26 protein-coding genes and 1 pseudogene are annotated in these 26,847 nt (G+C 60.2%); 7 read left to right on the forward strand and 20 right to left on the reverse strand.

Annotation, left to right across the window (positions count from 1 at the left end; all coding sequences use genetic code 11):
* The 3 genes and pseudogenes from P3W85_RS17705 to P3W85_RS17715 all read left to right on the forward strand — a co-directional run.
* Window positions 1–308 (forward strand): annotated as a pseudogene (locus P3W85_RS17705) (MobH family relaxase); the annotation flags it as partial.
* Between the two features lie 3 nt (window positions 309–311).
* Window positions 312–2,204 (forward strand): conjugative transfer system coupling protein TraD, encoded by a 1,893-nt coding sequence (gene traD / locus P3W85_RS17710; protein ID WP_276265750.1) that lies wholly within the window; start codon window positions 312–314, stop codon window positions 2,202–2,204.
* A complete protein-coding gene (locus P3W85_RS17715; RefSeq protein ID WP_276265751.1) occupies window positions 2,201–2,824 on the forward strand; it encodes a DUF4400 domain-containing protein in 624 nt (207 codons plus the stop codon). The genes traD and P3W85_RS17715 overlap by 4 nt, the downstream gene beginning before the upstream one ends.
* A 392-nt stretch (window positions 2,825–3,216) precedes the next feature.
* Here P3W85_RS17715 and P3W85_RS17720 read toward each other — a convergent pair whose 3' ends face one another.
* The 3 genes from P3W85_RS17720 to P3W85_RS17730 form a co-directional block, all read right to left on the reverse strand.
* Window positions 3,217–4,176 carry a Bug family tripartite tricarboxylate transporter substrate binding protein gene (locus tag P3W85_RS17720; protein ID WP_276265752.1) on the reverse strand — a complete coding sequence of 320 codons (960 nt, stop codon included), beginning with the start codon at window positions 4,174–4,176 and terminating at the stop codon, window positions 3,217–3,219.
* Window positions 4,177–4,238: 62 nt separating this feature from the next.
* Window positions 4,239–5,642, reverse strand: coding sequence for an amidase (locus tag P3W85_RS17725; RefSeq protein ID WP_276265753.1), 1,404 nt, complete (start codon window positions 5,640–5,642; stop codon window positions 4,239–4,241).
* Window positions 5,639–6,310, reverse strand: coding sequence for an RraA family protein (locus P3W85_RS17730; RefSeq protein ID WP_276265754.1), 672 nt, complete (start codon window positions 6,308–6,310; stop codon window positions 5,639–5,641). Before P3W85_RS17730 ends, P3W85_RS17725 begins: the two co-directional genes overlap by 4 nt.
* A 104-nt stretch (window positions 6,311–6,414) precedes the next feature.
* On the opposite strand from P3W85_RS17730, the gene P3W85_RS17735 reads away from it, so the two are divergent.
* Window positions 6,415–7,377 carry a LysR family transcriptional regulator gene (locus P3W85_RS17735; protein WP_276265755.1) on the forward strand — a complete coding sequence of 321 codons (963 nt, stop codon included), beginning with the start codon at window positions 6,415–6,417 and terminating at the stop codon, window positions 7,375–7,377.
* Between the two features lie 153 nt (window positions 7,378–7,530).
* Here the strand turns inward: P3W85_RS17735 and P3W85_RS17740 are convergent, their stop codons facing one another.
* From P3W85_RS17740 to P3W85_RS17795, 12 genes are all read right to left on the reverse strand, one after another.
* Complete coding sequence (locus P3W85_RS17740; protein WP_276265756.1) at window positions 7,531–7,788, reverse strand: RidA family protein; 258 nt, start codon at window positions 7,786–7,788, stop codon at window positions 7,531–7,533.
* 23 nt (window positions 7,789–7,811) lie between these two features.
* Window positions 7,812–8,585 carry a LamB/YcsF family protein gene (locus tag P3W85_RS17745; RefSeq protein WP_276265757.1) on the reverse strand — a complete coding sequence of 258 codons (774 nt, stop codon included), beginning with the start codon at window positions 8,583–8,585 and terminating at the stop codon, window positions 7,812–7,814.
* A 106-nt stretch (window positions 8,586–8,691) separates the two neighbouring features.
* Entirely contained in the window at window positions 8,692–9,672 is a 981-nt protein-coding gene (locus tag P3W85_RS17750) for a biotin-dependent carboxyltransferase family protein (protein WP_276265758.1), read from the reverse strand.
* Window positions 9,669–10,322 (reverse strand): 5-oxoprolinase subunit PxpB, encoded by a 654-nt coding sequence (gene pxpB / locus P3W85_RS17755; RefSeq protein WP_276265759.1) that lies wholly within the window; start codon window positions 10,320–10,322, stop codon window positions 9,669–9,671. The genes P3W85_RS17750 and pxpB overlap by 4 nt, the downstream gene beginning before the upstream one ends.
* Before the next feature lie 22 nt (window positions 10,323–10,344).
* Window positions 10,345–11,763, reverse strand: coding sequence for an MFS transporter (locus P3W85_RS17760; RefSeq protein WP_276265760.1), 1,419 nt, complete (start codon window positions 11,761–11,763; stop codon window positions 10,345–10,347).
* 55 nt (window positions 11,764–11,818) lie between these two features.
* Window positions 11,819–13,027, reverse strand: a complete 1,209-nt coding sequence (locus tag P3W85_RS17765; RefSeq protein WP_276265761.1) for an aminotransferase class I/II-fold pyridoxal phosphate-dependent enzyme — start codon at window positions 13,025–13,027, stop codon at window positions 11,819–11,821.
* Window positions 13,028–13,068: 41 nt separating this feature from the next.
* On the reverse strand, window positions 13,069–13,713 hold the full coding sequence (locus tag P3W85_RS17770) for a 4-carboxy-4-hydroxy-2-oxoadipate aldolase/oxaloacetate decarboxylase (protein WP_276265762.1): 645 nt from the start codon (window positions 13,711–13,713) through the stop codon (window positions 13,069–13,071).
* Window positions 13,714–13,782: 69 nt separating this feature from the next.
* Window positions 13,783–15,039 (reverse strand): NAD(P)/FAD-dependent oxidoreductase, encoded by a 1,257-nt coding sequence (locus P3W85_RS17775; protein ID WP_276265763.1) that lies wholly within the window; start codon window positions 15,037–15,039, stop codon window positions 13,783–13,785.
* Between the two features lie 13 nt (window positions 15,040–15,052).
* Window positions 15,053–15,781: an amino acid ABC transporter ATP-binding protein gene (locus tag P3W85_RS17780; RefSeq protein ID WP_276265764.1), complete on the reverse strand. Its 729-nt coding sequence runs from the start codon at window positions 15,779–15,781 to the stop codon at window positions 15,053–15,055.
* Complete coding sequence (locus P3W85_RS17785; protein WP_276265765.1) at window positions 15,756–16,493, reverse strand: amino acid ABC transporter permease; 738 nt, start codon at window positions 16,491–16,493, stop codon at window positions 15,756–15,758. Before P3W85_RS17785 ends, P3W85_RS17780 begins: the two co-directional genes overlap by 26 nt.
* A 3-nt stretch (window positions 16,494–16,496) precedes the next feature.
* Window positions 16,497–17,195, reverse strand: coding sequence for an amino acid ABC transporter permease (locus P3W85_RS17790; RefSeq protein WP_276265766.1), 699 nt, complete (start codon window positions 17,193–17,195; stop codon window positions 16,497–16,499).
* Window positions 17,196–17,238: 43 nt separating this feature from the next.
* On the reverse strand, window positions 17,239–18,063 hold the full coding sequence (locus P3W85_RS17795) for an ABC transporter substrate-binding protein (RefSeq protein ID WP_276265767.1): 825 nt from the start codon (window positions 18,061–18,063) through the stop codon (window positions 17,239–17,241).
* A gap of 181 nt (window positions 18,064–18,244) precedes the next feature.
* Between P3W85_RS17795 and P3W85_RS17800 the strand changes: the two genes are divergently transcribed.
* Window positions 18,245–19,177 carry a LysR family transcriptional regulator gene (locus tag P3W85_RS17800; RefSeq protein ID WP_276265768.1) on the forward strand — a complete coding sequence of 311 codons (933 nt, stop codon included), beginning with the start codon at window positions 18,245–18,247 and terminating at the stop codon, window positions 19,175–19,177.
* Window positions 19,174–20,094, forward strand: coding sequence for a LysR family transcriptional regulator (locus P3W85_RS17805; protein ID WP_276265769.1), 921 nt, complete (start codon window positions 19,174–19,176; stop codon window positions 20,092–20,094). The genes P3W85_RS17800 and P3W85_RS17805 overlap by 4 nt, the downstream gene beginning before the upstream one ends.
* A gap of 46 nt (window positions 20,095–20,140) precedes the next feature.
* Here P3W85_RS17805 and P3W85_RS17810 read toward each other — a convergent pair whose 3' ends face one another.
* Together P3W85_RS17810 and P3W85_RS17815 are read right to left on the reverse strand one after the other, a co-directional pair.
* Window positions 20,141–21,340, reverse strand: a complete 1,200-nt coding sequence (locus P3W85_RS17810) for an alpha-hydroxy acid oxidase (RefSeq protein WP_276265770.1) — start codon at window positions 21,338–21,340, stop codon at window positions 20,141–20,143.
* Window positions 21,341–21,419: 79 nt separating this feature from the next.
* A complete protein-coding gene (locus tag P3W85_RS17815; protein ID WP_276265771.1) occupies window positions 21,420–22,388 on the reverse strand; it encodes a Bug family tripartite tricarboxylate transporter substrate binding protein in 969 nt (322 codons plus the stop codon).
* Window positions 22,389–22,536: 148 nt separating this feature from the next.
* On the opposite strand from P3W85_RS17815, the gene P3W85_RS17820 reads away from it, so the two are divergent.
* Window positions 22,537–23,421, forward strand: coding sequence for a LysR family transcriptional regulator (locus tag P3W85_RS17820; RefSeq protein WP_276265772.1), 885 nt, complete (start codon window positions 22,537–22,539; stop codon window positions 23,419–23,421).
* Between the two features lie 31 nt (window positions 23,422–23,452).
* On the opposite strand, the gene P3W85_RS17825 is transcribed toward P3W85_RS17820, so the two are convergent.
* The 3 genes from P3W85_RS17825 to P3W85_RS17835 all read right to left on the reverse strand — a co-directional run bounded on the left by P3W85_RS17825 (window position 23,453) and on the right by P3W85_RS17835 (window position 26,778).
* Window positions 23,453–24,784, reverse strand: coding sequence for a cation:dicarboxylate symporter family transporter (locus P3W85_RS17825; protein ID WP_276265773.1), 1,332 nt, complete (start codon window positions 24,782–24,784; stop codon window positions 23,453–23,455).
* 93 nt (window positions 24,785–24,877) lie between these two features.
* Entirely contained in the window at window positions 24,878–26,089 is a 1,212-nt protein-coding gene (locus tag P3W85_RS17830) for a pyridoxal phosphate-dependent aminotransferase (protein ID WP_276265774.1), read from the reverse strand.
* A gap of 23 nt (window positions 26,090–26,112) precedes the next feature.
* Window positions 26,113–26,778: an RraA family protein gene (locus tag P3W85_RS17835; protein ID WP_276265775.1), complete on the reverse strand. Its 666-nt coding sequence runs from the start codon at window positions 26,776–26,778 to the stop codon at window positions 26,113–26,115.
* Window positions 26,779–26,847 lie beyond the last annotated feature (69 nt).

Here is a 26,847-nt window from a genome sequence, read left to right on the forward strand (position 1 = left end):
CGGTACGAGAGGCCTTGGCCGGCGCGTTGGAAACCCTCAATGGAAACGCCCTCGCGGCTACGGTGTGCACCATCGCCGAAGGCGTGTTCGTCCCGCTCGCCGAATTTGAACGCCGCGGCGTGCAAGCGTCGGTTGCAATCCGCGCCCTGCTGGAAACCGGGATGTTGGTCAAGCCAAGTCCGACCAGCCCACCCACCCTCAACCGAGAGTTCGGCGGCACCCTCACGGCCGGTGTGGTGCTCTCCCCCCGCTTCGTGGACGGCGTGGATCCCGCCGCCTTCATCGACGCAGCGCCTGCGCAGGTCTGACCCATGTTGATCCGCCGCTACGAGATGCCATGGCGCAAGGCCTACGAGGTCTACGCCAGCCTGGCGTGGGCGCTGGCGATGCTTTACTTCGCTGGTGTCGGCCTTGCCGGCACACTGCCGCGTACGCTGGCCCTGCCCCTGGCACTCCTGTGCCTGTGCATGGCCGTTTGGCGTATCGCGCAGGCCATGCGCATTCTCGTCCTGCGCGCATCGCTGGGCGGCCGCGGCATCCAGGTGATGGGCACCGATGAGCTGCGGCGCTGGTGCGAAGACCCCGCGCAGGTCTTTCTCGGCTTTGGCTTCGAGTGGCGACCGGTCCATGCCCAGCGGCTCTACGAGTTGGCCAAGATCGATTACCGGGAATATGCCGTCTCCCCCCGCGTCCTACGACTGCTGGGCTACGACGCGAAGCCCCAGCCGGACGCCGAGATCGGGCTGCCCTACATACACGGTGTCGAGCCCAGGGAAGTCCCCCTGCAGCGGCCGCTGCAGAACTTCGAGGGCGGCACCCTGCTGGTGGGCACGACCCAGGCCGGCAAGGGCGTGGCCCTGGCCAACCTCATCACGCAGGCGGTGCGGCGCGGCGATGTGGTCATCGTGATTGATCCGAAGAACAGCCGGCGCCTCAAACGCGTGGTGGAGCGTGCCTGCCAGGACTACCGGCAGCCCGACACCTTCATGGAATTCCATCCCGCGTTTCCCGAACGGGGCGTGCGGCTGGACTTCACCTTCAACTGGCAAAAGCCCACGGAACTTGCATCGCGTATCCAGTCCATCATGCCGTCCGACACGGCGGGGGCGTTTTCCGCCTTCGGCTGGGACGCGGTGAACGTGGTCGTCCAAGGCCTGGTCGAGATCGAAGAGCGACCCAACCTGGTGAAGCTCACCAAGTACATAGAAGGCGGTATCGAGCCGGTACTCGAAGTCTCCCTGCGTCGCTTCTACGATCGCATTCTTAACGCCAACTGGCGCGAACTGCCCGAGATGAAGAAGCTGCTGCAGGAAGCCAGCCGGGGTAACCTGAAGCGCCCTTCGGAGGCGGCCAGTGCCACGCTGATGGCCTTTATCACCTACTACGAGCACCACATCCCTCAGACGCAACACGACAAGGTGATCGATGCCCAGGTCCGCACCTTCCGGCACAACCGGGAGCACTACCAGAAGATCACGGCCAACCTGCTGCCGATCCTGTCGATGCTGACCTCGGGCGACTTGGGCCGCAGCCTGTCGCCGGACCCGTTCGATGCCGACGACACGCGCCCGATCATGAACTTCGAGAAGATCGAGCGTGGCGGGCACGTGCTCTATATGTGCCTGGACTCACTGCCCGACCCCTCCGTAGCTTCGGCGATCGGGGCGCTGGCGCTGGCCGACCAGGCGGCACGCGCCGGCATGCGCTACAACCTGGGCGCCTACCGCCGCATCGCGCTGTTCGTCGACGAGGTGTCGAACGTCATCAACCAGCCGTTGATCGAGATCCTCAACAAGGGGGCCGAAGGCGGCATCTTCACCACCTGCGCCATGCAAACCCTGGCGGACCTTGCCAAACGCCTGGGCAGCGAAGACGCAGCGCGCATGGCACTGGGCAACCTCAACAACCTCATCGCCTTGCGCACCAAGGATCGTCCGACGCAGGACTTCGTGGTCGAAACTTTCGGCAAGACGGCGATCCACTCCGTCCGGGTGGGGCTCACCCACGGCGCCGACGCGCACCTGGGCGATTTTTCGTCGAGCTACTCGACCCAACTGACCGAGAGCTTCGAGGAGATGGTGCCCGCGGACGTGCTCGGCAAGCTACCGAACCTCCAATACTTCGCCTCGGTGTCGGGCGGCCGCATCATCAAGGGACGCTTCCCCATCCTGGACCCCGAACGCAGTGCGCAGCCGGTTGCATGATCCGCGCCGTCGCCGTTCTGTCCCTGGTTATCCTGCTCGTGCTGGTGCTCTACGTACCGTCGGCCCATCCGCCCGAGCGCTTTGTCTCGCAGTTGCGCGCAGAACATGAAGCCGCCATCGCCTATTGGGGCCTCGATCCGGCACTGCGCATACTCGATCGCGCCGTGCGCATGCAGGACGCCGCAGCCGGCGTGACGCCCATTCCGAACGCGAGGGATGCGCCGGTGAGCCGCGGCGTCAATGCGGCGGTTTCGCATGAGATGGCCTCGGTCAATAAGCGCTTATTCGGCAGCGCCTATTTTCGTTCCGTGGACGCCCTTCTGCTTCTAGCGAGCTACCGGCTTTCGGGCGTGCAGGAATGGCTGCCGTGGCTCCTGGGTTTCACCTTCGCCACCCTAGTTGACGGCGCCCTATCCAGAATCCTCAAGTCCCGAGAGTTCCTGCAGCACGACCCTGAAATGTTCGCCCTGTATGCCTGTCTCGGCATCGTCGTGCTATGTGCGACCATCATTGGATTCGTTGTGCCGATCACACTGCATCCCTTGATGTTGCCTTGCTCGCCACTGGTGATCAGCGTCCTGGTAGCACGCGCTCTGGCTCACTTCCATCACCGTGGCTGAGGGCGAATTCGCCGCCGCAACCCAACGCCGAATGCTGCAGGGATTGTATGGCAAAAACGCGTGCTTCGCGCATGGCTCTCGTCGAGGGGTCTCCCCTTCATCATTGTCAGATAAGATCGTCAGAGTCTAGAAATTCCACCTTAAAGACATTCTAGGTCTGATGTTCGAGCTCCAGAGACTACGCTACTTAGTCACTGTTGCAGAGACGCTGAACGTTGGAAAGGCTGCGAGTCTTCTTCGCATTTCCTAGTCTACGTTGAGCCGCCAGATCATCGCGCTGGAAGCCCAACTTGGGGGCGGAACTGTTTTCTCGGGAACCGCCTGGTAGATCTTCCGGACGGAGTCGGCGTGCGCCCAGCATGAGTTCAGTCCTTGCATCAAAGCAAGTACTCTCACTGCGGCGTGATCTTGGCGTCCTTGACGATCTTGGCGTAGTTGGCCGTGTCGTTCCGGATGTAAGCCGCGAAGCCTTCGGGCGAGTCACCGACCGGGACCAGGCTGATCTCCGTGAGTTGTGCGAGGAACTCGGGCGTCATAGCCTTCTTGACTTCTGCATTGAGACGCGCAATCACGTCGGGCGGCGTGCCGGAGGGTGCGACCACGCCAAGCCACGTGTAAGCCTCGTAGCCCGGAACCCCGGCTTCGCTGATCGTCGGAAGCTGAGGCAGCGTGCTCAGCCGTTTGGAAGTTGTCACGGCCAGGGCGGCAAGTTTCCCCGATTTCACGAACGGAACCGCCGTCGGAGAAGTCTCGAACATCATATCGATCTGCCCGCCGACCAGGTCGGCCAGTGCCGGTGCACCGCCCTTGTAGGGCACGTGCATCATGCTGGTGCCGGTCTTCATCATGAAGACTTCAGCGGCAATCTGTTGGGCCGCTCCCACGCCGGCCGAGCCGAAGGTCAGCTTGCCTGGCTTCGACTTGGCGAGGGCGATCAGTTCCTGCACGTTCTTCACGCCCAAGGATGGATTGACGACCAATACATTGGGCTGGTCCGCTACACGGATGATCGGCGTGAAGTCCTTGATCGGATCGAAAGGAATCTTGGCGTAGAGATGCACATTGGCCGTCAACGCAGCGCTCGCCATCAACAAAGTGTAGCCGTCGGGCGTCGACTTGGCGACATAGGCCATGCCGATATTTCCCGAGGCGCCGGCCCGGTTGTCGACGAGAACCGGCTGGCCCATGCTCTCGCTCAATTTTTTGCCCACCATACGCGCCACCATATCCACGCTGCCGCCCGCCGGAAACGGGACGACCAGACGGATGGGCTTGTTGGGATAGCTTTGAGCAAAGGCGCTGGCGCTGGTCCAGGCAAAGGCTAGGATGAATAGGCGGAGTCGGTTGAACATGCGATGTCCTTCGAGTAGAAAAGCGGTTGAGATGGCGACCGTCGGAAGACAGAAGGCGGCTTTCAATCCTGTGTTGCGTCGCGCATGGTCGGAGCGCGCAGGTGAAAAACAGTGCTCTCTTGAAAGCGCGTCGCGATGGCGATCAGTTGCGCGTCGCGGCCCTCCAGAGCCCCGATCTGAATGCCGATGGGAAGTCCCTGGTGGTCGAATCCAGCGGGCAGCGAGACGCCGCACATGTCGAGCAGGTTGAGCAGCCGCGTGTAGCGGACCGGTGCCTGGTCGTGATCGACTTCATCGACCGGGATCGCAGTGGAAGGCGTCGTGGGCGTCACCAATGCTTCGATCCGCGACAGCAAGGTCGCAAACTCCTGCTTCCACGCGACGCGCTGACGCAGGGCGCGGACGTATTGCATCGCGGTGACGCGCGTCCCGGCCGCGAGGCGCGGCCGTACCGAACTGTCGACCGGCGCGGCCGGGTCGGCAGTGAGCTCGCCATAGTCGACCGCGCCTTCGGACAGCATGATCGCGCTGGCCGTCCGTGCGAACGCGTCCAGCGAGCGCGGCATCTCGACGACGGTGATCTGGGCGCCGCCGCGATGGAACACTTCGAGCGCTGCCTCGTAGGCCGCACGGATGTCGGGCGCCACGCCGTCGAGATCAGTCTCGGCGAGACGGCCGACGCGCAGTCCGGCGAAGGCCCTGCCTTCATCGCGCTTGGGCTCTTCTACAGCAACGCTGGCGTCATCGGCTAGCACGGCATACAGCAATGCGGCGTCGGCCGCCGACCGGGCGAAGACGCCGATGCTGTCCAGCGTCGTGCTCAAGGGCAGCACGCCCGTGGTGTCGATGCAACCGGCAGTTGCCTTCAGGCCGGTGATGCCACAGAAGGACGCCGGCACGCGCACGGAACCCCCGGTGTCGGTTCCGATCGACAAGGGCACCAGGCCGGCGGCAACCGCCACGGCCGATCCGCTGCTTGAGCCTCCAGGAGTGCGATGCGTCTTGTGATCCCACGGGTTGCGCGGCGTGCCCATGTGTTCGTTGGTGCCCCAGGCGCCCAGCGCGAACTGGACCATGTGAGTTTTGCCGACGATGATTGCGCCCGCGGCATGCAGGCGTTCCACGATCCGCGCAGACCGCTGGGCCTGACGGTTGGCGAAAAGCGGCGAGCCGCCGGTGGTCACCTTGCCGGCGATGTCGATGAGGTCCTTCAGCGCAACCGGGATCCCGTGCAACGGGCCGAGCCAGCAGCCGGCCCGCATCATCCGGTCAGCGGCCTCTGCGGCTGCCAGCGCTTCCTCTTCGTATATGGCCGCGAAGGCGTGAAGCCATTCATCATGCGCGCGGATGCGTGCGAGGGACGTTGAGACGATCTCGACAGATGTCAACTCGCCGCGGCGCAGCCCGGCCGACAAGACGACGACGTTGTCGAGGGGAATGTCCGATCGTGTGGGCGCTGTGATCATCCCCGCATCCCCATCCTGTCCATGATTACCTTCGTGGTGCCGAGAATATCGGGGTACTTTTCACCCGCATCCACGCGCGCGAGCGTGAGTTTTTCGTCCTTGCTCATCTGGATCGCGCGTGTCGCTGCTTCGCGGATATCGGCCGGATTCAGCACCAGGATGCCGTTCTCGTCGGCAAGGATGGCATCGCCTGGATTGACCGCCACGCCGCCACAGTTCACCGGGATGCAGAACTCTCCGCCCAATCCGAGCGTTTTGGTCGTGACCGCAGAGGTGCCGCGCGACCAGACAGGTACGCCGTACTGACGCAACTCACCGAGGTCGGTCACCAGCCCGTCCACGATGATGCCGGCGACCCCTGCAGCTCTCGCGGCATAGGCGACTGCACCGCCCATCGCCGCAATGGCCATGTCGCCGCAGCGATCCACCACCAGAAAATCGCCGGCGCGCGCTTGCCCGATCGCGTAGTGAACCATCGCTCCGTCCATGCCGGGCACGCGGATCGTGACGGCCGTCCCTGCAATGCGCCGGTCCTGAAAGTGGGCGCGGATCGAGGGGCTCATGAATCCGGTGTGGCGAAAGTGCCCTATGACGGCCGGTTCTGCCTGCGCGAGCAGTTCCAGAAGGGCGCGGTCGATCGGCGTCGGCGAGGGATTGAGAACGTACATAGAGCTCCAGAGCTTCAAAAAAACAGGTGACAATTGAAGTTATCCCAGGATGACTTGAAAGAAAAATCATTTATTCGGAGGCAAGGTGATAAAATTTTTTGATCATGAAAATCACTCTCCGCCAAATCGAAGCCTTCTATTGGACGGCCAAGCTCGGAACCATCCATGGCGCAGCGCATCACTTGCATTTCAGCCAGCCGGCCATTTCTGCACGGATCAAGGAGTTGGAGGCCGTGCTGAAGATGGAACTGTTTTCGCGCAGGCAGCAGCGCGTCGAACTCACTGTCGCGGGCCGGAGTGCCTTGAGCCACGCGGAGCGGGTCTTGAGCGCGGGCCAGGACTTCGAGCGGCTGGGCGGCGCCGGACCTCCCCTTGAGGGCTTGCTTCGCCTGGGTTCGGACGAATCGGCTGCCATGGTGGGGCTCACCGAGACCCTGACCCAACTCAAGCTGCGTCATCCGAAATTGATCGTCGAACTCAGCATCGAAGTTGGCACCGTGCTGACGGAAAAACTGCGCAATCGACAACTCGATATCGCGTTCCATACCAACTTCGGCGCCGGTTCCCACGTCATCGACGAGTTGATCGGGTGGGTAGAGTTACAGTGGCTGGCCTCGCGCGACCTGGACATCCCCGACGGCGAGTTCTTGCCGTCGCACGCGGCGGAATTGCCCATCATCACCAACTCGCCACCGTCCACGCTGAACGGCGTCGTGCAGAAATGGTTGAGAAGCGGCGGCTTCGATTTTGACGCCGTCAACTCCTGCAATTCGCTTTCGTTGATGTTGCGCCTTGTGAGAGCCCGCCATGCGATCGCGGTCTTACCGATCGCAATATTGCGCGAGCAGTTGCTTACGGGTGAACTGAGAGTCTTGCCGGCAAAGCCGCCGCTGCCCCCGACGCCGTATTACGTGTCCTATCTAGACGAAGAGCGAGGCGCCGGCATCGCGGCCGTCATCGAGGTTGCGAGAACGGTGCTTGAAAGAGAGCGGTTCTTCATGAAAGTCGCGGAATCAAGCGTGGATACCGCCACCCCAGTGGGGAGCGAGCTGGAAGCTCGCAGATGACCCTTATCAGGCTGCTGAAATACGTCCCGCGCAACGCGCGATTTTTCCCGCTCGCGTGGTGTCGGCTCTGTTTTTTCCACATCCTGAAAATCAGGCGTAATCTTGCCGGCTTTTCGACCGCCTGACGCCTGTTTTCCGCCCGCTTTTTCGCCTTTATGGTTTATATCGCAATGGGCGGACTGCTGCTGCGCAGAATCGCCCAACCTCGGAAAGGTTGGAGCCGCACCCCTTCAGCGACTCGCTGATTGCGTCCAGGACATTCTGCGTCTGAGTCTTGATGTCGCCGCGAAGCGGTTGGAGGTTCTCATCCTTCGGAGTCTGCCCGGACAAGAAGAGGAAGCCGCCAGCGCGTACAGCGCGGGACAGCGGTGCGGTAAGCGGCGTCGGATAGCGGACGATGTCGTTGCTCACGATTCTGATTCCCTATTTGCTAGTCAAAGGTCATGCTGGGAAAGTGGGCGCAGCGCAAGGCCTGCGGCTTCGATGGAAGACCTGACGGCTGCCGCCACCTCCACGGCGTCCTGAGTGTCGCCATGAACGCAAACGCTGTCGATTCGGACGTGAAACTTGTTTCCTTCAATGTCGAATACAGCCTGTTCTTCGAGCATCCGAACCACACGCGTGGCGCATTCATCCTTGTCATGAATGACTGCACCAGGCAGTTTCCGGGAAACGAGATGCCCCTCGGGCGTGTAAGCACGGTCGGCAAAAATCTCTCGGGCGATGCGCAGACCGCGGCGCTCGGCCACGCGCTCCCCTTCGGTTCGAGGCGGGATAACGAAGATGAGGTCCTTGTCGACACTCGCCACAGCGTTCGCAACCGCCTCGGAAATCTCGGTGTTCGTGAACATCAGGTTGCCCAGAGCGCCGTGCGCTTTGAAGTGCGTGACCTTATGCCCAGCGGCGATGGCGATAGCCTGGAGCGCGCCCAACTGGTAAGCAACGAACTTCTCGATGGTCTTTGGGCTGTCACCGACGATGACTCGGCGCCCGAAACCCCACAGGTCGGCAAAGCCAGGATGCGCACCGACGTCGACTCTGTTCGCGAGCGCCATACTCACCGTGCGGTCCATGATTATGGGGTCGCCTGCGTGGAAGCCACAGGCGACGTTTGCCGAGGTCACAATCTTCAGCATGGCAGCGTCGTCACCCATGGTGTATGGGCCGAAGCCTTCGCCCATATCCGAGTTCAGGTCAACAAATCGCATTTAAAAACTCCTTAGCAAACAGCAAACTCAGCAATGGCGTAGCGGTGGCCCTCCTCGGGGGGCCGCCGCAACAATGTGAACGTTGGAATGCAGAGCACCCAAGACATCAGGCAACCCTCCACCACAAATCTCCCAGATGGTTGATGTACCGTCGCAACTCTGTGTAGGCGTCGACAGCTTGCTCGAGCGTGCATTCCTTAAAGCGAATCTGTTTTCCGAGATTGGTTTGTGCTAGCCGCCACAAGTCTGCCTCGATAACGGTGCCAATCTTTGGGTATCCACCCGAGGCTTGTGCGTCAGCCATGGCGATGATTGGTTGGCCAGACGGCGGCACCTGGATTACGCCTGGAACGATGCCGTGCGACAGCATCTCCAGTGAAGCGCTCAGGCGCAAGGCCGGCCCCTTTAGTCGATAGCCGATTCGATTGCTCTCGGACTCGACGGTCCATCCAGTGGACCAAAGCTCGTCGATGCTTTCGCGCGTGAACTTGCCGTATTCGGACGCTGGGAGGACGCGAACTACCATTTCCTCCGACTCCAGGGCCGTGTGTCCGTCGATTGGCAGAGCCTCCCAAGGGGACAGCACCCCAAACGGGTGGATTCTTTCCCCATCAGACATCCGTGACAACAATGGAATCCGGTCGCCTTTTCGCAGCGCGCGCCCCTCATAGCCTCCGAACCCAACCTTGAGGTCGGTACTGCGGGAGCCCAACACCTGACAGCTATCAATCCCACCCTTAACCGCGAGATAGGAGCGAGCCCCATACCGCGTGCGCTTAATCTCCAGCTCGTCACCTTCATCAACGGTCATGCACCACCAAGGTTGCACGCACGCCTCGCCATTCAGCGTTGCCGACGCGACTGCACCGGTAAGGGCAATTGAGGTGCGAACGTGAAACCTCAGGACCGTCGGAGGGACCGTCATCTCGATGCCGGCGCTCGTTGCGTCGTTGCCGAGGAGAATATTGCCAATCTCCAGGGCGACCTTGTCCATCGCCCCGCAGGAGGACAGGCCGACGGAGCGATAGCCGTCGCGGCCTAGGTCTTGCACCGAAGCCAAGGGGCCGATTCGAACGACTTCAATCATGACGGCGCTTCTTCGGGAACGAAGCGGACGATGTCACCTGGAGCGAGCAACGCTGGTTCTGGCTTCCCTATGTCGAAGAACTTCAACGATGTCCTTCCCAGCAACAACCATCCGCTCGGGGAATCCTGCGCGATGACACCGGCCTGAGCGCCGCCAATCGCCACGCTTCCTGCGGGAACCCTGAGTCGAGGTGATGCCAGGCGCGGCGTGTGCAGGCGGCTATCCAGGCCACCCAGATACGCAAATCCAGCATGCGCCCCGAGGAAATAGACCTGATACGTCGCATTCGAATGAATCTCGATGACTTGCTCTACAGACAGCCCTGCGTGCTCGGCGATCGCAGGAAGGTCCGGCCCGAAGTCACCGCCGTACAAGACGGGAACCACGAGAGTGCTTGGCTCGATGACAATACCTTCAGCCGCCTCCCAAGCTTTCTCCATCTTGGTCTGTAAAACATCGGGACGAATCGAAAGAACGTCGTAGAGCACGGTGACATTGTTCATCCCCGGCACCACCTCCCGCACGCCTCGCCAGCGCCGGGCCTCTTTGGAGAAGGCCCAGATACGTTGCTGCGTCTCCAGGCAAACAGGCGGAGCAGCGACGAGTTGCACTGCCGTCGTGCCGAGCAAACTGATAGCTGCTCCGTTCATCTCAACCTCCAATGTTCCTTTCCTAGACGGAAATCTGCTCCAGGGAACGCTCTTTTGTCTCTACGCCAACGAAGCCGATGACGAGGGTCAGTAGGACCAGAGCAGCGGCCACGGCGGTCACGATGGCAGTCACGCCGCCTGCCGCGAAGAGCGGAGGGATAGCGAACTGAATGCTGGCTGCCACCACTCGCGCGACGGTGCTGCTAAGCCCAGTGCCTCGCATACGAACGGCGGTCGGGAATAGCTCAGACACGTACACAGCCTGGCCCACAACCACGATGACATAGATGGCCGTGATAAGGAGGAAGCCCACCATCATCAGCAAATTTTCGGTGGTCAAATTCACGTAGACGACGGAAAGTGCAATCGCCGCGAGTGCCGCAGTCATGAGAATCGGCTTACGGCCCGCCTTGTCGGCGAGAAGCAGACCAATGAGACCACCAGCGGGTCCGCCGAGCGTCATCACGGTATTCCACTGCAGCGACTTCACGACCGAGAAGCCCTGCTGGACGAAGAACGTCGGTAGCCACGTCACCAGACCATAGAGGCAGACCTGAATGACGCACAGCGTCACGACTGCAACGAACGTCCGGCGACGAAGTTCTTCGGAGAACAGTGTTCCGATAGTGGCCTTGGCAGGCTGGACGCTGGCCTGCGCCGGTGCCAGCGCAGACACGGCCTTAGCACTGCGCGGAACAACTCCAGCCTGGCGCTCGGCTTCCGTGAGAATGGCGTCAGCCTCAGCATGCCGGCCTTGTTGCTCGAGCCAACGGGGAGACTCGGGCATGAACTTGCGCAGGAACCAGACGAAGATCGCAGCAATGCCCGCGATGGCAAACATCGCACGCCATCCAAAATTCGGGATGACCCATAGCGACACGACGGAGGACACGAAAATGCCGCACTGCGCAATGAAAGACAGCAGTGCCACCAGACGGCCACGTCTTTGGGGAGGAACGAATTCGGCCAAGGTCGCGTAGCCGAGAACCAGCTCCGCACCAAGACCAATGCCCATCAGGAACCGCAATCCAATCAGGGTCTCGATGTTGGGTGCGAAAGTCGCAGCCAGGGAAGCCAAGCCAAAGATTGCGAGGTTTGCCTGATAGCTGAACTTCCGACCCAGGCGGTCACCAATGATGCCCGCCGCCCAACAACCAATCATGAAGCCCATGAAGGTCGCTGTGACAAAGTAGCCGTTCAGCTTCAGATTGCTCCAGCCCTCCTTCACGAGAGTGCCGAGTACGCCGCTCGCCAGGGCGAGCTCGAACGCATCCAGGAAGAGGCCAGCCCCGATCACCCCGATAAGGCGGTAGTGGAACGAGCCAACCGGTAACGCGTCGAGGCGTTCAGCGGCGCTCGATGGCCTCGTGGCCACGTCGGAAAACTCCACAGCGCGGTTCATGATATTTCGTCCCTTGTTCCAATAGTAGTTGTCGGTCACGTGAGAAGAAACCACCACATCGTGAGGGTAGTACCTCTGTTTGAACGCCTTGCGCCTAACGCAGCGATTCGACGGCTTGTTTCAGGCGCGCGCACCCTTCCTCGATGACTTCGAGGGAGGTGGCGAACGAGAAGCGGAGGTACGGGGACAGTCCGTAAGCCGTGCCGTCGAGCACTGCCACGCCGGCCTTGTTCAGGAAGAACATCACGACATCCAGGTCGGTCTCGATAATCTTGCCGGTCTCGGTTTGCTTGCCTAGCAGCCCCTTGACGGATGCGTAGATATAGAAGGCGCCCGCGGACGGGCTGCACTCTATGCCTGGGATGTCGTTGAGCAGCTCGGCCATCCGGTCGCGTCGTCTCTCAAAAATCTCCACCATCTCGCGAACGCACGACTGGTCGCCTTCGAGTGCGACGACCGCCGCAGCCTGCGACACGGAACTCGTGCACGTGGAGCTCTGCGACAGGATGGTTCCAATTGCCTTCACGAGCTCACGCGGGCCTGCGCCGTAACCCACGCGCCATCCGGTCATGGCATACGCTTTCGACATGCCATTAATGAGCAACGAGCGTTGCTTCAGCGACGGCATCAGTTGAAGGGGTGAAACAGCGGTGCCGCCGTCGTAGACGTACGGCTCGTAAATTTCGTCGCTCAGCACCCATATGTGGGGATTGCGCTCCAACACCGCGCAAATGGCACTCATCTCGCCCGCCGTGTAGACAGCGCCGGTCGGATTGTTGGGGCTGTTGAGAATCAGCCAGCGCGTCTTCGGCGTGATGGCAGCTTCCAGCGCCTGCGCGGTGAGCTTGAAGCCGACGTCCGCATCGCAGGTCACAATGACGGACTTGCCACCATTCATGCTGACCATGTCCGGGTACGAGACCCAGTACGGTGCACTAATGATGACTTCATCGCCTTCTTCGAGCGAAGCCGTCAGCGCGCTGAAGATGACCTGCTTGGCCCCACAGCCCACCACGATTTCGTCACTGCCGTACTCTAGCCCGAGTGTTCGCTGGAGCTTGTTGGAAATCGCGCGCCGCAGGGCGGGGGTACCCAGCGTGCTCGTGTACTTCGTTTCGCCGCGGGCGATGGCTTCGTTGGCAGACTGGCAGATGTGCGCCGGCGTCGCCAGGTCTGGTTCCCCAATGGTGAAGTCCAGAATGTCGTGGCCCTTCGCCCGGAGGTCATCGACCAAGGCTTTAGCGGCAATGCTGGGAGACGGCTTAGTCAGGCCCATTCGGCTGCTGACGATGCTGTTGCTCATTTGTCTACCTCTACTGGTATTGGATTCAGATATGCGCCGGGTCAAACGAGACCATGGCGGCTGAGCGTTTCTTGCAAACCGAGGAGCTCCACCATCGTTGCTCCCTCTTCGAGACGTCGGCACATGACTTCTTCCTTGCGCTCGCGTTCCTCGCTGGCCTGGATAACTTGAGCGACTTCTTCCTTGCCCACGACAACGAGACCGTCGCGGTCGCCCATGACGATGTCCCCCGGACGCACGATAACGCCGCCCACGGTTACAGGGACATTCACTTTGCCCGGTTGGAACTTGTTCGTACCCTTGATGCACAGGCCACGGCAGAAGACAGGGAAGCCCATTTCGACAATCGCGCTCGCATCACGCACAGCGCCGTCGATGACAAGGCCGGCGAGCCCAATCTTCTTGGCAGCGAGCGTCAGAATGTCGCCCCACGGACCTGCGTCGACGAACCCTTTGGCGTCGACGACCAGTACATCGCCCGGCTTCGCCTTGGTGAGGGCGTAGTGAATCATCAGGTTGTCGCTCGGACGAACGTCCACGGTTAGCGCCGGACCAACCACGCGCATTCCCGGGTCAAGCGCCGCGATGCGTGGGTCGACTGCACCGCGCTGGCCTTGTGCTTCATGGATGGTGGCAGCTCCAAGGCGATTCAGGGTTTCAAGCTGTTGCTGGGTGATGTCTGTCATGGCAAACTCCAGAAAATAGAAGAGCTATCCCTCTCCACGGAGGGGTGCTAAATGGCTGTCGAGTGCTAGTTAGTGAAAGCGGTCGAGACTGAAGGCGCTTACGTCAATTGGGAGACCAGCGCTGCGCACCAACCTCGCCACGCATTTGGCGGTAATGGCCGAAGTCGTCAGTCCGCTGTGTGAATGGCCGAAGGCGTAAAACACGCTCTGCGTGCCCGATACTTTGCCAATGGCCGGCATTCCATCCGGGAACGTCGGGCGAACGCCCATCCACGGCTTTGCATCCAAGCCGTTGATTCCAGGTAGGTAAGGCTTCGCCAACCCCAGGAGCATGTTTGCTCGCGCCATGTTTGGCTTCGCGTCGGCATAGGCGAACTCCGCGGTTCCTGCCAGACGCAGCCCCTCGTCCATCGGCGTGGCTGCGAAGAACGGCTCGCCAAAGACTACGGGGCGACGAAGCTCGATTTGAGAGCTCGGCAGCATAAGGTGGTATCCCCGCTCGGCAGCAAGGGGAACTTTGTAGCCGAAAGGCGTGAGCAGGTCCTTGGAGAGGTAGCCAGCAGCAACGACTACCTTGTCGGCCTTGTACGCGCCTTCAGTCGTTACGACTTCGGCTTCGCCGGATGCACCAAGATTGACGACACGTACCTCTTCGCGACGAATTAAAGCACCCGAGTCGATAAGCCGCTTCGCGTAGTGCACGCCCAACCCTCGAGGATTGCTGCAACGACCTGCGTTTGGGAAGTAGATTCCGCCGATGATGTCCTTGCTCAGCGCAGGCTCTAGCTCTTGGAGATAGGCTGCTGATACGCGTTCCGCGGCCAAGGCAAAGCTGTTCCAAACGGGAAGCGCGCGGCATTTCGCCTCGAGAGCAGCTTCGGTCTTGAACACGACCAGCCCGCCTTGCCGGGTAACTAGATGCTCCGCCGATGCCTCTTTGGTCAGCTCGTCGAGTTCGGCAATTGCCGAGCTCGTAAGCGACGCCATGCTCGAAAGAACCCGCTTGTACGGCTCTGGCTTCAGCGTTGCCATTGCGCGGATCGCCCACGGGACGAGCCGACAGGCGTAACTCAGCCGGACAACAAGCGGCCCTTCCTTATCCAGCATCAGCTTCAGCAACTGGCGTACCAGGTCAGGTGTTGCGGGAGGGAAGATATTCGCCTCCGACAGGTACCCAGCGTTGCCAAAGGAAACTCCGTGCATCGGCATCTGCTTGTCGATAACGGTAACCTGGTACCCCTCCATCCTAAGCCTGAGAGCGATGGAGAGTCCGATGATGCCGGCACCGACAACAATGGCGGATTCGGAGTTGTTTGGGCGGTCCATGATTGTCAACGACTCAGTGCGAGCGAAGGTCAGACAGGAAGGCGCGCGCCCGCGGATGCTGCGGTGAGACAAAGAAGTCGTTCGGAGCTGCTTCTTCGAGAATCGCGCCCTTGTCCATGAACCAGACGCGGTCCGCGACTTCACGAGCGAAATTCATTTCGTGGGTGACGCAGACCATGGTCATGCCGTCCTTGGCCAGGCCCTTCATCACGTTCAGTACTTCACCCACCATTTCCGGGTCTAGGGCACTTGTTGGCTCGTCGAACAACATGACCGGTGGGTCCATAGCCAGCGCCCGAGCGATAGCCACACGCTGCTGCTGGCCACCAGAGAGCTGCTGCGGGTAAGCCTCAGCCTTATGCGCGAGACCAACGCGCTCGAGAAGTGACATTGCCTTGCTCTTGGCGTCGCTCTTGCTCTTGGCCGCCACCTTCATCGGCGCCAGGCAAACATTGTCGATGGCCGACAGGTGCGGAAACAGGTTGAATTGCTGAAAGACGAAGCCCACGTGGCTGCGAAACTTGTTCAGGTTTAACGACGGTGCATGAATGTCCTGGTTGTCCAGAGTGATGCTTCCCTTCTGGATTTCTTCCAGACGGTTCACTGTCCGGATGAGCGTCGATTTACCGGAGCCCGAAGGACCGCAAACCACAACGACCTGGCCGCGCTTGACTTCTGCAGTCACGTCAACGAGGGCGTGGTAGTCGCCGTACCACTTATTGACTTTGGAGAACTGAATCATTTTGATAGCTCCGGTTGGATGCAGCCGCACCACTCCTCCTGCGAGTAACACGACGCTCTAGCGAGTGGGCGAACTGTGTCAGACAGAAGCAAACGGCAAAGTAAATCAACGCAAGAATCAGGAAGACTTCGAACGGCCGTGTCAGCAAATTGGTGTTGACCTGATTGGCCGAGAACGTCAGTTCTTGGACGCTGATGACGTAACCCAGTGATGTCTCTTTGATGGTCGATACAAACTGGCTCACGATGCTGGGAACCATGTTGTAGATGGCCTGGGGCAGGATAATTTGCCGCAGCGTCTGCAGGTAGCTCAGCCCCAAAGCTCGCGCAGCCTCGGTCTGTCCACGGGGTAATGCCTCGATGCCCGCACGGACCACTTCAGACAGATAGGCCGCTTCGTAGATAATCAGGGTACAGAGCAGCGTCGTGAAGCCGGTAACGCCGTGGCCCACCAGTAGGGGCACCAGGAAGTAGCTCCAGAAGATGAGCATCACCAGCGGCACGCCACGCACGACGTAGACGATGACGGTCGCCGGCACCCGGAAGACCTTCCAGGGAGAGACACGGGCAACGGCGAGCAGGATGCTGATGGGGAACGAGATGACCAGGCCCAGCACCGACAGAATCAGCGTCAGCGCCAAGCCGCCCAACGGGCCCTGGGGGTATTGGCCAACCAGGAGGAGTTGCCAGTTGTCGCGCAGAATATCGAACATGACTTACCTCGCAGGGATTCGGGTTCTTTGTGCTACCAGAGCACCGGTTGCCATCAGGCCGAGAGAGACCACCAGATAGAAGACCGTTGCGAGGAGGTACGCTTCGAAGGTGCGGAACGTGTGGTTCTCGACCTCACGGACTGCATAGGTCATTTCGGCCGCGCCGACTGCCATCGCCAGACTGGTGTTCTTGAACAGCAGAACGGTGTGGTTGATGAACGGCGGCAGCGCAATGCGGAAGGCTTGCGGCAGGATGACGTAACGCATCGAGCCGAGGTAGCTCAGACCCAGCGAGCGCGAAGCCTCGTGCTGGCCTACCGGAATCGAACGCAGCCCGCTTCGGATGTCCTCCGAGAAATAGGCCGCCATGCACATGCCAATCGCGATGCCGGCAAAAATGAGCTCGCCGTTGTTGGCATTGGCCCACGTTTGAATGCTCTCCGGCAGGAGAGTCGGGATGCCGAAGTACCACAGAAGGATGTGGACCAGCATCGGAACATTCTGGTGATACGCTACATAGCCGGCGACGAAGCGTTCTGCGATGCGGCTTCCAGATACGCGAACCGTCGCCAGGATGGTGCCAAGCACCAGTGCCAGCGCCCAGCTACAGACCGTAAGCCAAGCAGTGAGCTCCAGGCCTTTGAGCAGCTGTTCGCCATAGGGTGCGGCGAAGATGGCGCTGAGATTAAAGTGGGAAAACATGTCGGACTCCTAGAGTTGGGGCCGAACGGCCCCAACGTTCGTGTTAGCCCTTGTTGATGGACTGCACTCGGAATTCCCGCTTCATCTGGTACATCGTCTTCGCGCCGAGCCACTTGTCGAAGATTTGTTGGGCTTCGCCCGACTTCTCCATGTCGGCCAGCGCCGTGTTCACTGCCTTTTCAAGAGCAGGCTCCCCCTTCTTGATGCCGAGACCCCACGCTTCCTGACCTAGCGCCGGCGTGATGACCTGGATGTTCCCCGAGGGACCGGCCTTGGCGATGAAGCGGCGCAGCATGGTTTCCGACAGACCGAAGCCATCGACCTTGCTTTGGACCAGGGCCATGAAGGCCGAGGGGGCGTCGTCGTAGCTGACCAGTTGCGCGGTCGGCAGCGTCTTCTGCAGGAAGTTCTGCGTGCTGGAGCCCTTGATGGTGCTGATGCGCTTACCGGCCAGGTCATCGCGCTGCTTGTAGGAGCTGTTGCCCTTGACGGCAAGCTTCTGCTCGCTGACGAAATAGCTGTCCGAGAAAGTAATCTGCTCGGCGCGTGCCGGCGTGTAGCCGAGCACAGCAGCGAGAACGTCGACGCGGCCTTGACTCAGCTCCGGGACGCGAGCTTCAAGCGATACCACCTTGAGTTCCGGCTTCACGCCCAGGACCTTGGCGACACCCTTGCAGAAGTCCACGTCGTAGCCCGTCAGTTCGCGGGTGTTCGGGTCCTGGAAGCCAAACGGCTCGAGGTTGCTGAGAACGCCGCAGACCAGCGTGCCACGCGCCTTGATGTCCGCTAGTTGGTCAGCCTTTGCGGGGGCGGCGATTGCCAGGGCACAAGTCAGCACAGCGAAGCTCAGTTTGAAAGTTGCCTTCATGGGGTTCTCCAGGCCAATATGGGTGCCGTTGCGGCAGGTCGTTGTCTCCAACCAGTCAGCTTCTGTCGCTGCCTCGGTTTGTGAATCCATTCTTGCAGATGGATATAATTAGTTAAAGCGACATTTTTAGGCGCTCCTACATTCCAAAAAGTGACAAGATGAGGGGGTTACCCCTAAGGCTATGACGACGCTCAAGCAACTCGAGGCACTGGCGGCCATCGCAGAGACGGGCTCCATGGATGCGGCCGCACGTCGGTTAGGTGTCGTGCATTCGGCCGTCTCTAAGCAGATTAAGGATTTCGAAGATAGCTTTGGCTACCCGTTATTGGACCGGTCTGGGCGCGCGGTTAGGCTGACGGTCGAGGGAGTTGAGGTCCTGAATCGTGCAAAGGCGGTGCTTAGCCAGCGGGACTTGCTGTTGGAGAGGTTCGCGAGCAAAGAAGTGCTGAGCCGCAAGCTTCGCCTTGGCGTAACGGAGTTGACTGCGCTGACGTGGCTGCCAAGGCTGCTGCAAGCCATTCAAGCCGAGTACCCGCGCGTGGCGATTGAGCCTGAGGTGGACCTAAGCGTGAACTTGCGCCAGCGATTGCAGGCGGGCCAGCTAGACCTGGCTATCCTTCCGGATGCATTTGCCGCTACCGGATACGTAAAGGACAAGCTGGCGGAGGTACACAACGATTGGGTCTGTGCACCAGGCTTGATGCAGGGCACCAGTCGGATACCGGTGGCCAAGCTAGGCGAATACACATTGCTCACCCAAGGCAGCCTTTCGGGTTCGGGCATCCTCATTGGCGAGTGGCTCCGGCGACACGGCGTTGTGCCCAAAAGCACCATCCCGAGTAACAGCATTGTCGCCTTGGTGGGTATTGCGGCATCTGGCCTTGGTGTCGCCTACCTGCCCCAATCTGTTATTCGGAATTTCCTGGAGGCGGGTCATTTGGTGCAGCTGAACGTAACGCCCAGGTTGCCGAAAATTCACTATGTGACGATGATTCGCTCAGATTTGGCGATGCCTTTCCTGCGTAGCGTGGTAGAGCTGGCTAAACGCACATGTGACTTCGAGCATGCTTATCCCACAGGGACGGCGGAGCACAACAACAGGACGGGGGCATGATAACCATCAAACAAGTCGAAGCATTCTACTGGGCGGCAAAGCTGGGGACCGTTCAACGGGCTGCGACCAAGCTCCACGTGACGCAGTCGGCAGCGACGAAGCGACTCCAGGAACTTGAGCGCATATCGGCTGCGCCGCTCTTTGAGAGTTCTGGAAGAAAGGCAGCGCTAACGCCGAAAGGCCAAGAATTGCTCGAGCTCTGTGAGAGCTTCCTGGCGGCAACCGCTCGCCTAGAGGAGATCAAGGCCTCAGCAAAGAATGTTGCACGCGTCTTGCATATCGGCATCACAGAACTGGTGGCGCTGACGTGGTTTCCAAGCTTGGTGCGACGACTAAACAGCGTGTATCCGCACGTGACGCTGCAACCGGACGTGGACCTGTCAGCCTCGCTACGCGACAAGGTTCTGGACGGGCGGCTAGATTTTGCGGTACTCCCTGAGGCCTATGCCACGCCCGCAATGGCGACTGTCAAATTGCAATCCGTTAAGTTCAGCTGGATTTGCCCGGTCGGCGCGTTTGACACTGGGAAGGTGGTCTCGCTGCAAGACCTGGCGTCGCTCCCTCTCATCGAGCAGGACGCCGGCTCGGGGCTAACTGCGCTTTGTGAGACGCTGTATGCCCAAGCCGGGATAGAACCGCATCGTGTGTCTGGCAGCAATAGCTTGGTTGCGCTTGCCGGCCTGGTGGAAGCAGGCGTAGGCGTCAGCTGTGTACCCCTGCATTTGTTCGACCAAGAGATAAGCCAAAAGCGTCTGCAGCTTGTGCACACTGACCCACCGGCGCCAAGCATTACCTATGTTGCGTCATTCCTGAAGCAGCATCAGGCTGCATTGGGCTATGCTGTGGCCGACATCGCCAGACAGTGTTGTGACTTCGGGCCCAGACACGGGCAGCCGCGGCGGCGGCGTCCGGCCTAAAGTGCCCCTGCGCACGGGCGGCGGAAGTCAAGCGGTCCTGGCGGAGTCAGCAATGAGCCGAATCGACTAGATTCACGCGGTAAAGCGAGTCCTCCGCTCGCAGGTCCGAGACGGCATTAACGCCTAACATGGCCATGTTTCTGGAGACTTCTGCGCTTAACAGGCTGATGGCGTGCGCCACACCCGCCTGACCTCCAACCGCGGCAGCGTAACCGAATGGCCTTCCGACAAACACGAACTTGGCGCCGAGGGCAATAGCCTTCAAAACGTCAGTTCCGCGTCTGATGCCGCTGTCCAGCATTACCGGGATTTCAGTGCAGGCGGCAACGATTTCCGGCAGAACGCGCAGTGGCGCAATAGCCCCGTCGAGCTGTCGACCGCCGTGGTTGGAGACTACGATCGCATTAGCACCAATATCTCGTGCGATGGAGGCATCCCGCTTACTAAGGATGCCTTTGATGACCAGGTTGCCCGGCCATATGCGGCGAATCATTTCCACGTCCTTCCACGTGAGATGGCCTCGGTCCGAGAAATCCCGCTCCACTGTGGGCGACACGATAGGCGCACCGCGTGTTGCGTAGTTGTTCTCGAAGTGCGGCATGCCATGCCGCACGAGCGTTCTTGCGAACGTTCCAAAGAGCCACCGAGGGTGCGAAGTACCCTGCCAAGCCAAGCGCATGGATGGACGGATAGGCGTGGAGAACCCTGCCCTCACGTTGTTCTCCCGATTGGCAGCCACAGGCGTGTCGACGGTGATGACCAAGGTCTTGAACCCTGCGGCAAAGACGCGTTCAATGAGTGCCACAATGGCTCTTTCCTCGCCTGGCAGGTACGCCTGAAACCAGGCGTCAGGGTTCACCTTTATGACCTCTTCCAGGCGAATGAGGGAGGAGCCGCTCATAATCATCGGAATCCTGGCATCACGCGCCGCCTTCGCCAGCACGATGTCCCCTCGGTACGCCGACAATGCGCTGAGGCCAAGGGGCGCAATACCAAAGGGGGCAGCAAAGGTTTGCCCCAGTATCGACGCGGCCTGACTGCGCTGGGAGATGTCTACAAGTGCACGAGGGATGAACTCGTACTCGGAAAAGCTGCTTCGATTCGCTCGATAAGACTGGTTGGTCTCTGCTGCGCCCGCTATATAGCCGAACACAGGAGGCGGGAGATGTCGGCGAGCGAGCGGCTCGAAATCATCGAGGCACAGCACTTTTCTGAGGACCTTCGACGGAGGAGCGTTGGTGGCCATTGGCCTTTCCGCCGAAGCCGGAAGGTCCGAGGCGCCGGACGTGAGCTTTGCCATGACTGTTATATAGAGCTGTCCCGGGTCAGTCGAGCGTCGCGCCGGTCAACTTAACCAATTTCTCGTAGCGTTGGAGTTCGGTGCCCCAGAACTTCGAGAAGTCAGCCGGGCTCCCGGTCCGAACTTCGGCGCCAATGTCCGCAAGTTGCTTGGGCAGAGCTCCGGTTTGCAGAGCCTTGTTGATTGCTGCGTTGACGCGCGTCACGACGGCTTCCGGCGTTCCCGCAGGCGCCGCGACGCCATACCACGCGTTCATCTGCATTCCCTTGATGCCAAGCTCTGTGAAGGTCGGCACTTCGGGAAAGAGTGGCAGGCGCTTGTCCGCAGCAACGGCGATAGCGCGGACCTTTCCGCCCCGAATGTACGGGACCGCTCCCGTGTCGAGCATGTATGAGAGCTGTCCGGCCATGACGTCAGAGATGGCCGGCCCGCTGCCTTTGTACGGGACATGAATCACATCGATGCCGGCAATGGACTTGAATAGCTCGCCTGCCAGGTGGGCAGATGCGCCGACGCCGCCCGAACCATAAGACAACTTGCCAGGCTTGGCCTTCGCAGCGTCGATGATGTCCTTGGGCGTCTTGAAGGGCGACGCCGCCGGCACAACCAGGATGCTCGGGATGGCAGCAACGGATGCAATGGGGGTGAAGTCCTTGATGGGCTCGAAGCCGGTACGCTTATACAGATGAGGACTGGCGGCATTGGTCGAGCTGGTGGCCAGGTACAGCGTGTAGCCGTCCGGCTTGCTGCGGACGAACTGGGCGGTACCGATGTTTCCCCCCGCGCCAGCGATGTTCTCCACATAGACCGTCTGACCGAGCTGCGTTGTCAGAGCTTGCGCCACCAAGCGGCCAACTGCATCCGCCGCGCCGCCAGCCGGCCACGGAACGATGAAGCGGATTGCCTTATCAGGATAGGTTTCTGAATGGGCCTGTGTCAGCACTACAGCACATAGCGCGCCCACGGTAACGCGAAGGAAGCTCTTCCGATTCACTCTTGTCTCCAAGTCTTGTATTTGGGGCCAACGAAGGTCCATTGGCCAAAAGTATCGGCGGTCTTCAACATTGGAAAAAGTACGTTGATGCATGTTCACACCACGAAAAATCTATCTTCCCGGTGCCGGGCCGACGTAGAATGAGCCCATGGACATTCGCTTCTTACAAAGCTTCGTGATGGTGGTCGAGCTGGGGTCTATGGCGGAGGCCGCGCGGCACCTTGAACTCTCGCCGGCAACGATCGCGTCCAGGATTCACGCGCTCGAAGAGGATTTGGGCGTTGCCTTGATTGAACGGTCCGGTCGTGTGGTACGGCCAACGACTGCTGGTGTGAACGTGCTGGAGCGTGCCCGCGACCTTGTCCGGGCTTCGCGAGACCTCCGCTCAATTGCCAACGAACGCGCACCGGCAGGGGAATTTCGGCTTGGCCTGTTCCCTTCCGCTGCGCCGAGCCTGCTTCCGCGAGCGCTCGCGAGGCTTTATGACGCCTATCCGGAGCTTGGCGTCCGCGTTACCGTTGGCTTTTCGCCAGACATGATTGGGAGCGTTGGCTCTGGAGACCTTGACGCGGCTATTGTTGTTGAGCACCAGATTGGCATTCCGAAGTCCTGCACATGGCAGACCTTGATGGAAGAGCCACTTGTTGTTGTGGCACACCGCGGCGTAGACGCTTCAAAGGACGCCCATGAACTCTTGCGCACAGAGCCGTTCATCAAGTACGACCGGCGAGTCTGGGGTGGGAGGCTGGCGGACAGGTACCTACGAGAGAACGGGATTCGCCCGCACCAGCGCTTAGAGATTGACGGGCTAATGCTTATCGCGTCGCTCATCAAGCACGGCTTGGGCATCTCCTTGCTCCCAGATTGGTCGCCAATGTGGGAGGGCGACACCTCACTGGTAAGAGTCTCGCTGCCAGGCCAGGCGCCTGTCAGGCGCCTGGGGTTCCTGTGGTCAACGAGGGGCCCTCGTGCTTCTCTTGCTCAGCTCGTGCTCAGCGAAGCTGAAGCGACTTTTCAGTCTAGCAGGCGCTGACCGCCCGCTAGACGCCTGCGAGGGAGCAAGCCTACCGATTTTGTTCCAGCGATGCCAGATAGGCCCGGCCTTTCGCTGCATCGTATTGCCCTTCCCATTTTGCGATGACAAGCGGAGCCAGCGCGTTCCCAATCACGTTCAAAGCGGTGCGACCCATATCCATGATTCGGTCGATACCGGCGATGAATGCGAGCCCTTCCAGCGGCAAGCCGGCACTAGCCAGGGTTGCCAGCAGGATGACGAACATGAACCCAGGTACTCCTGCGGCCCCCTTAGACGTAATCACCATCGTCAGGGTAAGAACAATTTGCTCTTGCAGGCCCAGATGGATGCCGTAGAGTTGCGCGACGAAGAGGGTCCCGATGCCCAGGTAAATGGATGCGCCGTCCAGGTTGAAGGTGTATCCGGTTGGGACGACGAAGGTCGTAATGGCTTTTGGGGAGCCGTAATCCTCCATCTTCTTCATGAGCTGCGGCAGCACAGTCGCGGAACTACAGGTGGAGAACGCAATGACGAGTTCATCCTTGATGATACGAAGCAGTGCAAAGATGCTGAAGCCAAAAAGTCTGGCGGTGATACCCAGCACGACGACCGCGAATAGGGCGAGGGCCGCGTAGGTGACAGCAACCAGCTTTAGCAGCGGAAACAGAGAGCCAAAGCCAAAATTGGCCACAGTCGTTGCGATGAGTGCGGCAACACCGATTGGGGCATAGCGCATCACAATGTTCGTGACTTTGAACATTGAGTCAGAGATGCCACGAAGCGTGGCCAGCACGGGCTGGCGGAGGTCAGGGGAAACGCTTTGCAGCCCCAAGCCAAACAGCACGGAGAAGAAGATGACGGGAAGAAGGTCCCCTCGCGCCATGGATGCAAGGATGTTGTCGGGAACGATTGCCAGCACCATTTGCATGAAGCTGTGGGATGCGGCCGTCTGGCTGCCGGCACTCTGGAACTTCGAGATGTCTACAGCACCAAGCTGCGCGATGTCGGTCCCTGCACCTGGCTGAAATACGTTGCCGAATACCAGGCCGATCACGATGGCGATGGTCGTGATGACTTCGAAGTAAATGAGCGTCTTCAGGCCGATGCGCCCCAGCGATTTGCCGTCGCCCACGCCCGCAATACCGACCACCATGCTGGTGAACACGATGGGGACCACAATCATCTTGATGAGCTTGATGAACAAGTCGCCTGCCGGCTGCAGGTAGCCTGCGATTGCAGCCTCCCGTACTGAGGGGTACTTGTTCAGCAGAAAGCCGACCAGGATGCCGACAGCCAGGCCGATGGCAATCTGCCATGCCAGGCCCATACGCGGCGCCTTCGACTCAGTTGGAAGTGTGTTGTTGTCTGCTATGGCACTCATACTGTTCCTCTCTTGCTCATGCCTTAACAATCCGGCGACAAGCTAATGAAAAAAGCGCCATTGGCGTCACCAAAACACCAATGGCGCACTCGCTTACCTCAAGGCTACACACGCCTCAACGATGCGCTTACACCCTTCGCGGATGGACTTCTCGGACGCCGCAAACGACAACCGGATGTAGGGAGATAGCCCATATGCGGTACCGTCGAGACTTGCAACTGCAGCTTCCTCGATGAAGTAGTTCACCACATCCAGGTCCGACTCCAGCTTCTTTCCCTTGGGAGTGATCTTGCCAAGGAGCCCGGCAACGGAGGGGTACAAGTAGAACGCGCCTCTCGGCTCCGATACCCGAAGACCCGGAGCGTCGCGAAGCAGTTGTGCCATCAGTTGGCCACGCGCCGCGAATATGGTCGCGGCGCTCTGCGGCGCTTCTTGGCTGCCCGCGAAGGCGACCACCGCAGCGGCCTGGCTGATGGAGCTCGGGCACGTCGTCGTTTGAGAAATCAGCTTCGAAATAGCGTTGACCAGCGATACCGGACCTGCGCCGTAGCCAAGTCGCCAGCCGGTCATCGAATACCCCTTAGAAGCACCGTTCACAATCAGGCTACGCTCCTGAAGTTCCGGAACGGCCGCGACCGGTGAAACATGCTTGCCACCGTCGAAGATGAAGTGCTCGTAAATCTCGTCGGACATCATCCACACATGGGAATGCCGCTTGAGGACTTCGCCGAGCGCCTTGAGTTCGCTCTCCGAATAAACCGCCCCGCTCGGGTTGTTCGGGCTGTTCAGAATGAGCCACTTTGTCCTTGGCGTAATGGCTGCTTCGAGAGCCGCCGGCGTCAGCTTAAAGCCGTCGGACTCGCTACCCGTCACGATGACGGGCACACCTTCGTTGACGCCCACCATGTCTGGATACGAAACCCAGAACGGCGAGTGAATGATGACCTCGTCCCCCGGGTTCAGGGTCACTGCCAGGGCATGGAAGATGATGTGCTTGCCACCACTGCCCACCACGATGTTCTCCGGCGCGTACTGGACGCCGTTGTCACGCAGAAGCTTCGTCGCGATGGCGTCGCGCAGCGCCGGCGTGCCGCTAGAGCCGGTGTACTTTGTCTCGCCGTCAACCATCGCTGCAATGGCAGCTTCAACAATGTTCGGCGGCGTCGGCAGGTCAGGCTCGCCAATCGTGAAGTCGACGATGTCGTGGCCTTCCGCACGCATGCGGTCAACGAGTGCCTTGGCCGCCATGCTGGGCGACGGCTTGATTCGATTGATACGGTCGGAGAGAAACAAAGTGGTGGTCATGATGCTTCCAATGCTAGGGGGCGTTACGCTGCCAGGCCCTTGGCTTCAAGGATTTTGTTAATCCATTCCTGTTCGCGCTTCCCAGTAGCGATTTCTGCCTGGATAGCCTGTTCCTTTGCGTTGTGCTTGGCGGCGAGACCCAGCAGCACCTCGGCGTCTTCCTGGGGGAAGCACACCACGCCATCTTCGTCACCGACAATGATGTCGCCCGGATTGACGACCTGGCCGCCGACCGTAACGGGAACATTCAGCTCGCCGGGGCCATCCTTGAACGGACCACGGTGCGTCACGCTGCGTGCATAGCAGGGGAAGTCCTCGAACGAAGCGACATCGCGAATTGCGCCGTCAATGACGAAACCCACGCAGCCATGCTTCTCGGCGTGCAGCTTGATGAGTTCGCCGACCAGCGCGTTCTGCTCGTTACCCGCGCCGTCAACCACCAGAACGTGGCCCGGTTGGAGCATCGTCAGCGCCTTGTAAATCATGAGGTTGTCACCGGGGCGGCATTTGACCGTGAACGCGGTGCCGATGAGTTTGTTGGTGCGGTTGTAGCGCGTCAGTCCATAGATACCAACGCTGCGCGCGAGGTTGTCGCTCAGATGCGGAACGACAACGTTTTGCAGCGCATCGATGACCGAAGCGGGAGCAAGGGCGGGCGCGGGATTCACGCGGAAACCGGGCAGATTCATGGGACTCCTCCGTACAAGTTTGTGAACCAGAAAGGCGTACGGAACGATACGAGTCAGCGCCTCGGAAAA

The sequence above is a fragment of the Cupriavidus basilensis genome (genome assembly GCF_029335485.1).
Classification (GTDB): domain Bacteria; phylum Pseudomonadota; class Gammaproteobacteria; order Burkholderiales; family Burkholderiaceae; genus Cupriavidus; species Cupriavidus basilensis_E.

Bases quoted from the DNA above. Each gene is read 5' to 3' on its own strand.
- P3W85_RS17780 (WP_276265764.1), bottom strand. From the start codon at position 15,781: ATGATTCAGTTCTCCAAAGTCAATAAGTGGTACGGCGACTACCACGCC.
- P3W85_RS17820 (WP_276265772.1), top strand. From the start codon at position 22,537: ATGGACATTCGCTTCTTACAAAGCTTCGTGATGGTGGTCGAGCTGGGG.
- P3W85_RS17805 (WP_276265769.1), top strand. From the start codon at position 19,174: ATGATAACCATCAAACAAGTCGAAGCATTCTACTGGGCGGCAAAGCTG.
- P3W85_RS17765 (WP_276265761.1), bottom strand. From the start codon at position 13,027: ATGAGCAACAGCATCGTCAGCAGCCGAATGGGCCTGACTAAGCCGTCT.
- P3W85_RS17790 (WP_276265766.1), bottom strand. From the start codon at position 17,195: ATGTTTTCCCACTTTAATCTCAGCGCCATCTTCGCCGCACCCTATGGC.
- P3W85_RS17750 (WP_276265758.1), bottom strand. From the start codon at position 9,672: ATGATTGAAGTCGTTCGAATCGGCCCCTTGGCTTCGGTGCAAGACCTA.
- P3W85_RS17775 (WP_276265763.1), bottom strand. From the start codon at position 15,039: ATGGACCGCCCAAACAACTCCGAATCCGCCATTGTTGTCGGTGCCGGC.
- P3W85_RS17810 (WP_276265770.1), bottom strand. From the start codon at position 21,340: ATGGCCACCAACGCTCCTCCGTCGAAGGTCCTCAGAAAAGTGCTGTGC.
- P3W85_RS17825 (WP_276265773.1), bottom strand. From the start codon at position 24,784: ATGAGTGCCATAGCAGACAACAACACACTTCCAACTGAGTCGAAGGCG.
- pxpB (WP_276265759.1), bottom strand. From the start codon at position 10,322: ATGAACGGAGCAGCTATCAGTTTGCTCGGCACGACGGCAGTGCAACTC.
- P3W85_RS17720 (WP_276265752.1), bottom strand. From the start codon at position 4,176: ATGTTCAACCGACTCCGCCTATTCATCCTAGCCTTTGCCTGGACCAGC.
- P3W85_RS17785 (WP_276265765.1), bottom strand. From the start codon at position 16,493: ATGTTCGATATTCTGCGCGACAACTGGCAACTCCTCCTGGTTGGCCAA.
- P3W85_RS17770 (WP_276265762.1), bottom strand. From the start codon at position 13,713: ATGACAGACATCACCCAGCAACAGCTTGAAACCCTGAATCGCCTTGGA.
- P3W85_RS17830 (WP_276265774.1), bottom strand. From the start codon at position 26,089: ATGACCACCACTTTGTTTCTCTCCGACCGTATCAATCGAATCAAGCCG.
- P3W85_RS17715 (WP_276265751.1), top strand. From the start codon at position 2,201: ATGATCCGCGCCGTCGCCGTTCTGTCCCTGGTTATCCTGCTCGTGCTG.
- P3W85_RS17745 (WP_276265757.1), bottom strand. From the start codon at position 8,585: ATGCGATTTGTTGACCTGAACTCGGATATGGGCGAAGGCTTCGGCCCA.
- P3W85_RS17725 (WP_276265753.1), bottom strand. From the start codon at position 5,642: ATGATCACAGCGCCCACACGATCGGACATTCCCCTCGACAACGTCGTC.
- P3W85_RS17730 (WP_276265754.1), bottom strand. From the start codon at position 6,310: ATGTACGTTCTCAATCCCTCGCCGACGCCGATCGACCGCGCCCTTCTG.
- P3W85_RS17795 (WP_276265767.1), bottom strand. From the start codon at position 18,063: ATGAAGGCAACTTTCAAACTGAGCTTCGCTGTGCTGACTTGTGCCCTG.
- P3W85_RS17835 (WP_276265775.1), bottom strand. From the start codon at position 26,778: ATGAATCTGCCCGGTTTCCGCGTGAATCCCGCGCCCGCCCTTGCTCCC.
- traD (WP_276265750.1), top strand. From the start codon at position 312: ATGTTGATCCGCCGCTACGAGATGCCATGGCGCAAGGCCTACGAGGTC.
- P3W85_RS17800 (WP_276265768.1), top strand. From the start codon at position 18,245: ATGACGACGCTCAAGCAACTCGAGGCACTGGCGGCCATCGCAGAGACG.
- P3W85_RS17735 (WP_276265755.1), top strand. From the start codon at position 6,415: ATGAAAATCACTCTCCGCCAAATCGAAGCCTTCTATTGGACGGCCAAG.